Origin of the sequence: Flavobacterium fryxellicola (genome assembly GCF_900143245.1) — a bacterium.
Lineage (GTDB): Bacteria > Bacteroidota > Bacteroidia > Flavobacteriales > Flavobacteriaceae > Flavobacterium > Flavobacterium fryxellicola.
In genome coordinates, this window is the sequence record NZ_FRDK01000014.1 from 48,718 (window position 1) to 55,042 (window position 6,325).

The 6,325-nt window shown below is 34.5% G+C and carries 5 protein-coding genes; 4 read left to right on the forward strand and 1 reads right to left on the reverse strand.

The window, feature by feature from the left end; all coding sequences use genetic code 11:
* Window positions 1-95 precede the first annotated feature (95 nt).
* Window positions 96-1,223: a serine hydrolase gene (locus tag BUA03_RS15160; protein ID WP_066080916.1), complete on the forward strand. Its 1,128-nt coding sequence runs from the start codon at window positions 96-98 to the stop codon at window positions 1,221-1,223.
* 189 nt (window positions 1,224-1,412) lie between these two features.
* Here the strand turns inward: BUA03_RS15160 and BUA03_RS15165 are convergent, their stop codons facing one another.
* Window positions 1,413-1,934 (reverse strand): DUF7935 family protein, encoded by a 522-nt coding sequence (locus tag BUA03_RS15165; RefSeq protein WP_066080943.1) that lies wholly within the window; start codon window positions 1,932-1,934, stop codon window positions 1,413-1,415.
* Between the two features lie 130 nt (window positions 1,935-2,064).
* Here BUA03_RS15165 and BUA03_RS15170 point away from each other — a divergent pair, with 130 nt between their 5' ends.
* The 3 genes from BUA03_RS15170 (at window position 2,065) to BUA03_RS15180 (ending at window position 5,987) form a co-directional block, all read left to right on the forward strand.
* Window positions 2,065-2,832, forward strand: coding sequence for a sulfite exporter TauE/SafE family protein (locus tag BUA03_RS15170; protein ID WP_066080919.1), 768 nt, complete (start codon window positions 2,065-2,067; stop codon window positions 2,830-2,832).
* Window positions 2,833-2,950: 118 nt separating this feature from the next.
* A complete protein-coding gene (locus tag BUA03_RS15175) occupies window positions 2,951-5,284 on the forward strand; it encodes an ATP-dependent helicase (RefSeq protein ID WP_066080922.1) in 2,334 nt (777 codons plus the stop codon).
* An 82-nt stretch (window positions 5,285-5,366) separates the two neighbouring features.
* Window positions 5,367-5,987, forward strand: a complete 621-nt coding sequence (locus BUA03_RS15180; RefSeq protein ID WP_066080925.1) for an L-threonylcarbamoyladenylate synthase — start codon at window positions 5,367-5,369, stop codon at window positions 5,985-5,987.
* The last annotated feature ends 338 nt before the right edge of the window (window positions 5,988-6,325 follow it).

Below are 6,325 nucleotides of genomic sequence, written 5' to 3' on the forward strand. Positions count from 1 at the left end.
CTTTTTGAAGTATTAATATTTAATGTAGTAGCAAAACAATAGCACCCAAAATCTGATTTATAACCAAAGCAAATCAATTTAAACGAGATAATAAGATGGGAATAAAAAACTATATTTTTGCTTTGTTGGTGCTATCGGTTTGTAGTTGCAGTACGCAAAATGAGCTACTAAAAAAGACATTGGCCTCCGACAATCCCAATATCAAGAGGGTTATGGAAAATCCAAAGCAATATGAGCTTCAAATTATCTACACTCAAATTATCAGAGATCAAAAGGGAAAAATTTCATTTAGGGATTACACGTATCATTTAGACGCTAAAACTTACTTTTATCCGGCGAGCACAGTAAAATTGCCTATCGCAGTTTTGGCTTTAGAAAAATTGAATACAATTCCTAATACTTCTATTCATACAGCATATACAATAGAAGGGAACGCAGCTAAAATAAAATTTTCGGAAGAAATCTCAAAAATTTTTGCCGTCAGCGATAATGTAGCCAGCACAAATTTACTTGAATTCATTGGCTTTGATTATGTGAACCAAAAGATGAGAGAAAAAGGGTTGCATCCTTTTCGATTAAGCCACCGCCTTTCAGCTCCAGACTCGAGAAACCCTTTAATAAAATCGACAACAATCTACAAAGATGACAAAACGGTCGAAGTTTTTCCTTCAAAACTGAATGAAAGTCCCGTTCCTCTAGTGCTTTCAGGTATCAAAAAAGGAGTGGGCTATAAAAATGCCGAGGATAAATTAATAAAGGCACCTTTCGACTTTTCTAAAAATAATTACTACCCACTACAAACCTTACACAATACTTTAAAACGAATTGTATTTCCTCAAGCGTTCAAAGAAGCAGAACGTTTTAAAATAACAGAAAAAGATAGAGAATTTATTCTTTTTTCAATGCAAAACCTACCTAAAAATGCAGGCTTTGATCCTGTTACTTATTATGATGGTTATTGTAAATTTTTTATGTTTGGAGATACTACATCAAATATTCCGTCGAATATAAAAATTTACAATAAAGTAGGCACTGCGTATGGCACCATGATTGATTGTGCTTATATTCTTGACAAAGAAAACAAGGTTGAATTTATGCTGTCTGCGACTATTTTGGCTAATAAAGATGGTATTTTTAACGATGACACTTATGAATATGAAAGTATAAGCCTTCCTTTCTTAGCAGAATTAGGGCGTCAATTGTATGATAAAAGCAAACAATAATTTAGTTTGGCTACCTCTCACTTTATTTTTTGGAGTGAAAGAAATAATGTAACCGTAAAATATATAAATGCATGGCAGAATTGTCCTATTCAGCAGCATGATAAAGGTATTGCTTCCTTAAAAAGTAGTAAAGGGTTTGAAAATCAGTAAAAATCACTTACATAAATCGCAATTTGCAGAATGGCTTGCTTACCACAATTGTGCCACTTCGTTTTTGATATAAGCCAAAGCCGCATTGCTTGGAGATTGTTTTTCCATTAAATCATTCAATAGAACTTCACGTAACTTATCAGCAGAATCTACACGATCACTTCTGTTGGCAGCACGTATCATTTGGATTGTCGCATTTTTTGCAGTTACAATGATGGTCCAACATTCATCTGACATGTAAATTTGTTGTGTTGAATTATGTTCAAATTCCTGCTCGATTTGCGCCATTACAAGATTTTCATAATCATTTTTATCTTGGGAAAGAGGAGTAATGCGAATCAATAATTTGGTAGGATTGATGCGTTCTAAATACAAGGCCATGCGCTCGTATGCTTGCAAACGCAGTGGTAAAGCATCTTTCTGAGCTTCTTTTTGTAACAACCAGCGTCTGGTATTTTGCTGGTCTTTAAAATAAGAGTCAAATAAAAAATAGGCAACGCTACCAGTTATTAGCGAAGGTATTGTGTAAGCTAGAATTTCTATGATTTTTGTTAAGTCCATTTTGGTGTAAAAATTTTGGAACAAAAATATACTTTTTTGATTAAAAATCAATTTCTATTTTATAGCAATTAATCAAACCGAATAGTATTTTTGTCGTTAGTAACGCTACTTTTTAAATTAAAATACCGTAATGGAGACTTATGTACTTGTTTTACTTTGTTTAGCCGCCTTTGCTGCAGGCTTTATTGATGCAATTGTTGGCGGTGGTGGCTTGATTCAAACACCTATGGGACTGATTTTGATGCCAAATCTTCCCGTTTCTACAGTTATTGGAACTCTAAAAGTGCCTGCTTTTAGCGGAACATCATTTGCAGCATATCAGTACCTCAAAAAGGTAGATATGAACTGGAAATTACTAAGTATTATGATGCTGCTGGCATTTCCATCGGCCTTTTTAGGTTCTACTTTGTTAACGTATGTTAGCAATGATTTTATGAAACCTTTATTGCTTGTTGTCCTTTCATTTTTAGTTATTTATACTTATGCGAAGAAGAATTTTGGACAACATGTTGAAAAGATACAATCTAATACAACACAAATTTTTAATGCAATAGGAATTAGCTTTATAGTGGGTTTGTATGATGGATTTATAGGTCCTGGAACAGGCAGTTTTCTGGTGGTTGCATTTATCGCTATCATGGGATTTGATTTTTTACATGCTTCCGCAAATGCTAAAATGGTGAATTTATCAACTAATTTTGGTTCCATTTGCCTCTTTATTTTGAAAGGTAAAATTATTTGGGCAATAGCAATACCGATGGCTGTGAGTAACGCATTTGGCGGATGGATGGGTGCTAAATTAGCGATAAATAAAGGGAATAGTTTTATAAGGGTATTCTTTTTGGTGGTTGTAATTGGTACTTTAATCCGTTTTAGCTACGATGTGTTTTTCAAATAATAAATAAAGAATCTCTGATAATAATTGCCAGTAAAATGAATTAGCTGATTGTTCTTTTTTGATACTTAAAACCTCAGTCAAAATCGCTATTTTTGCATAATATAATTTAAAAATTTCCATGCATAAATATATCGATCAACTTAACGAAGCGCAACGCGAACCCGTTTTACAAAAAGACGGTCCTATGATAATTATTGCAGGCGCAGGTTCTGGTAAAACGCGGGTGTTGACTATAAGAATTGCTTATTTGATGCATCAGGGAATCGATGCGTTCAGTATATTGTCTCTGACTTTTACTAACAAAGCAGCCCGAGAAATGAAAAAACGGATCTCTGACATTGTAGGTGCAGGTGAGGCTAAAAACCTTTGGATGGGAACCTTTCACTCTGTTTTTGCACGAATTCTACGTTCCGAAGCAGACCATTTAGGGTATCCTTCTAACTTTACTATTTACGATTCTCAGGACTCACTGCGTGCCATCTCTGGAATTATAAAAGAAATGCAATTGGATAGAGATGTGTATAAACCCAAACAGGTTTTAAGTAGGATTTCTAACTTTAAGAATAGTTTGATTACGGTAAAAGCCTACTTTAATGATCCTGATTTACAAGAAGCGGACGCGATGTCTAAAAAACCTCGAATGGGAGAAATTTATCAAAATTATGTAGATCGATGTTTCAAGGCAGGAGCAATGGATTTTGATGATTTGTTATTGAAAACAAATGAACTACTGACCCGTTTTCCTGAGGTTTTAGCTAAATATCAAAACCGTTTCCGATATATATTAGTGGATGAGTACCAAGATACGAATCACTCACAGTATTTAATCGTTCGCGCATTATCAGATAAATTTCAGAATATTTGTGTAGTAGGTGATGACGCGCAAAGTATTTATGCTTTTCGTGGAGCCAATATTAACAATATTCTCAATTTCCAAAAAGATTATGAAGGCGTAAAAACCTTTCGATTGGAACAGAATTACCGTTCGACTAAAAATATTGTGGAAGCAGCAAACACCATTATTGATAAAAATAAAGTTAAACTCGATAAAATAGTTTGGACGGCTAATGATTTTGGTCCAAAAATAAAAGTACATCGTAGTTTAACAGACAATGAGGAAGGTCGGTTTGTCGCTAGTACCATTTGGGAAGAAAAAATGCAAAAGCAACTACCCAATGGTGCTTTTGCTATTCTCTATCGGACTAATGCGCAATCTCGTGCTATGGAAGATGCTTTAAGGAAAAGAGATATTCCGTACCGAATCTATGGCGGACTTTCCTTTTATCAAAGAAAAGAAGTGAAGGATGTTTTGTGTTACCTGCGATTAGTGATCAATCCAAAAGATGAGGAAGCTTTAGTGCGGGTAATTAATTATCCAGCTCGTGGAATAGGGAATACTACTATCGAAAAATTAACCATTGCTGCCAATCATTATAAACGTTCCATTTTTGAAGTAATGCAAAATATAGAACGCATTGATTTAAAATTGAATTCAGGAACAAAGCAAAAACTTCTGGATTTTGTTACAATGATTCAAAGTTTTCAGGCGATAAATGAAAATCAAGATGCATTTTATCTTGCAGATCATGTTGCTAAAAAAACGGGATTGATACAAGAATTAAAGAAAGATGCTACTCCGGAAGGAATGGCTAAAATTCAGAATATTGAGGAACTATTAAACGGAATCAAGGATTTTACTGATGGCCAAAAAGAGGTAGATGGCGCTAGAGGAGCATTATCTGAATTTATGGAAGATGTGGCTTTGGCAACGGATTTAGATAAAGATACTAGCGATGAAGATCGTGTGGCGTTGATGACAATTCACTTGGCTAAAGGTCTTGAATTCCCCCATGTTTTTGTAGTAGGAATGGAGGAGGATTTGTTTCCAAGTGCCATGAGTATGAGTACCAGAAGTGAACTTGAGGAAGAACGTCGCTTGTTCTATGTGGCTTTGACACGTGCGGAACACCAGGCTTATTTAACGTATGCGCAATCGCGCTACCGTTGGGGGAAATTGACCGACAGTGAACCTTCTCGTTTTATTGAGGAAATCGATAGTCAATATCTGGAATATATGACGCCGCCCGAAAACAATTACCGTTATAAACCGATGATTGATAGTGATATTTTTGGTGATGTTGATAAATCTAAATTACGTCTGGCGAAACCTATAGGAGGAACACCACCTAAATACAACACGGATAGTGCCCCTAAATCAGATATAAATGTTCGGAGACTGAAACCAGTTTCTAATAATTTGGCTTCAGGAGCGGCAAATTTATTTGATAATAAACTGGCTCCGGGAAATATTGTCCTGCACGAACGCTTTGGAAAAGGAGAAGTTATAAATCTTGAAGGGATAGGAGCGGATAAAAAAGCTGAGATCAAATTTGATGTCGGTGGTATAAAAAAATTACTACTGCGGTTTGCAAAACTAGATATTATTGGATAAAAACTTGTTGTAGCTTGTAGATTCATCGTTCTTTTTTAAAAGATCTTTAAACTTCAAACCCTTAAACTTTAAACTAAATAAAATGGCTCAATTTATAAAAATATACCCCGATAAACCCAATGAAGTGGCAATTGCCAAAGTAGTTAAGGTTTTAAAAGATGGAGGATTAGTGATTTACCCCACAGATACCGTCTACGGATTGGGTTGTGATATTACGAATACCAAGGCTTTGGAGCGCATTGCAAAGATAAAAGGAGTAAAACTTGATAAAGCAAATTTCTCTTTTATTTGTCATGACTTGAGCAATATTTCAGATTACGTGCGACAAATAGACACAGCTACTTTTAAGATATTAAAAAGGGCTTTGCCAGGACCGTACACTTTTATTTTACCAGGAAACAATAATTTACCTAAAGAATTCAAAAAGAAAACTACGGTAGGGATTAGGGTTCCTGATAATTCAATTGCCTTGGAAATTGTCAAGTTGCTTGGCAATCCTATTGTATCGACTTCCATTCATGATGATGATGATGTGATTGAATATACCACTGATCCAGAACTGATTTTCGAAAAATGGCAAAACCTTGTAGACCTAGTTATCGATGGCGGTTATGGTGATAATGTAGGTTCTACAATAATCGATTTGTCCGGCGAGGAGCCTACTGTAGTAAGAGTAGGTAAAGGAAGTTTAGATATTTTGTAAAAATGTAAAAATTTGGCAAAATATTTGATACTTTATTATAAATTTTTATATTTGCTGATAGTTTACAATTTTTAATTACAAAATAATAGCATGTTATTCTTAATTATATTTAATTGGTTGTTAAAGAAAAATTGAGGATACATAAAGGCAGGCCAATTGGCCTGCTTTTTTTGTTTCAATCTAAAGTCAATTTTTGTACAAGTTTCAGAATAGAAATATAGCAAAAAAAAACGCCTCAAATTTGGAGGGCACTGAAAAACATCGTCTGTTTTGATTTGTGTCATTTTTATAGACCAAAAAAAACGCTTATAATCGAATTTTTAAGATTCGTTATAAGC

Bases quoted from the DNA above. Each gene is read 5' to 3' on its own strand.
- BUA03_RS15180 (WP_066080925.1), top strand. From the start codon at position 5,367: ATGGCTCAATTTATAAAAATATACCCCGATAAACCCAATGAAGTGGCA.
- BUA03_RS15160 (WP_066080916.1), top strand. From the start codon at position 96: ATGGGAATAAAAAACTATATTTTTGCTTTGTTGGTGCTATCGGTTTGT.
- BUA03_RS15175 (WP_066080922.1), top strand. From the start codon at position 2,951: ATGCATAAATATATCGATCAACTTAACGAAGCGCAACGCGAACCCGTT.
- BUA03_RS15170 (WP_066080919.1), top strand. From the start codon at position 2,065: ATGGAGACTTATGTACTTGTTTTACTTTGTTTAGCCGCCTTTGCTGCA.
- BUA03_RS15165 (WP_066080943.1), bottom strand. From the start codon at position 1,934: ATGGACTTAACAAAAATCATAGAAATTCTAGCTTACACAATACCTTCG.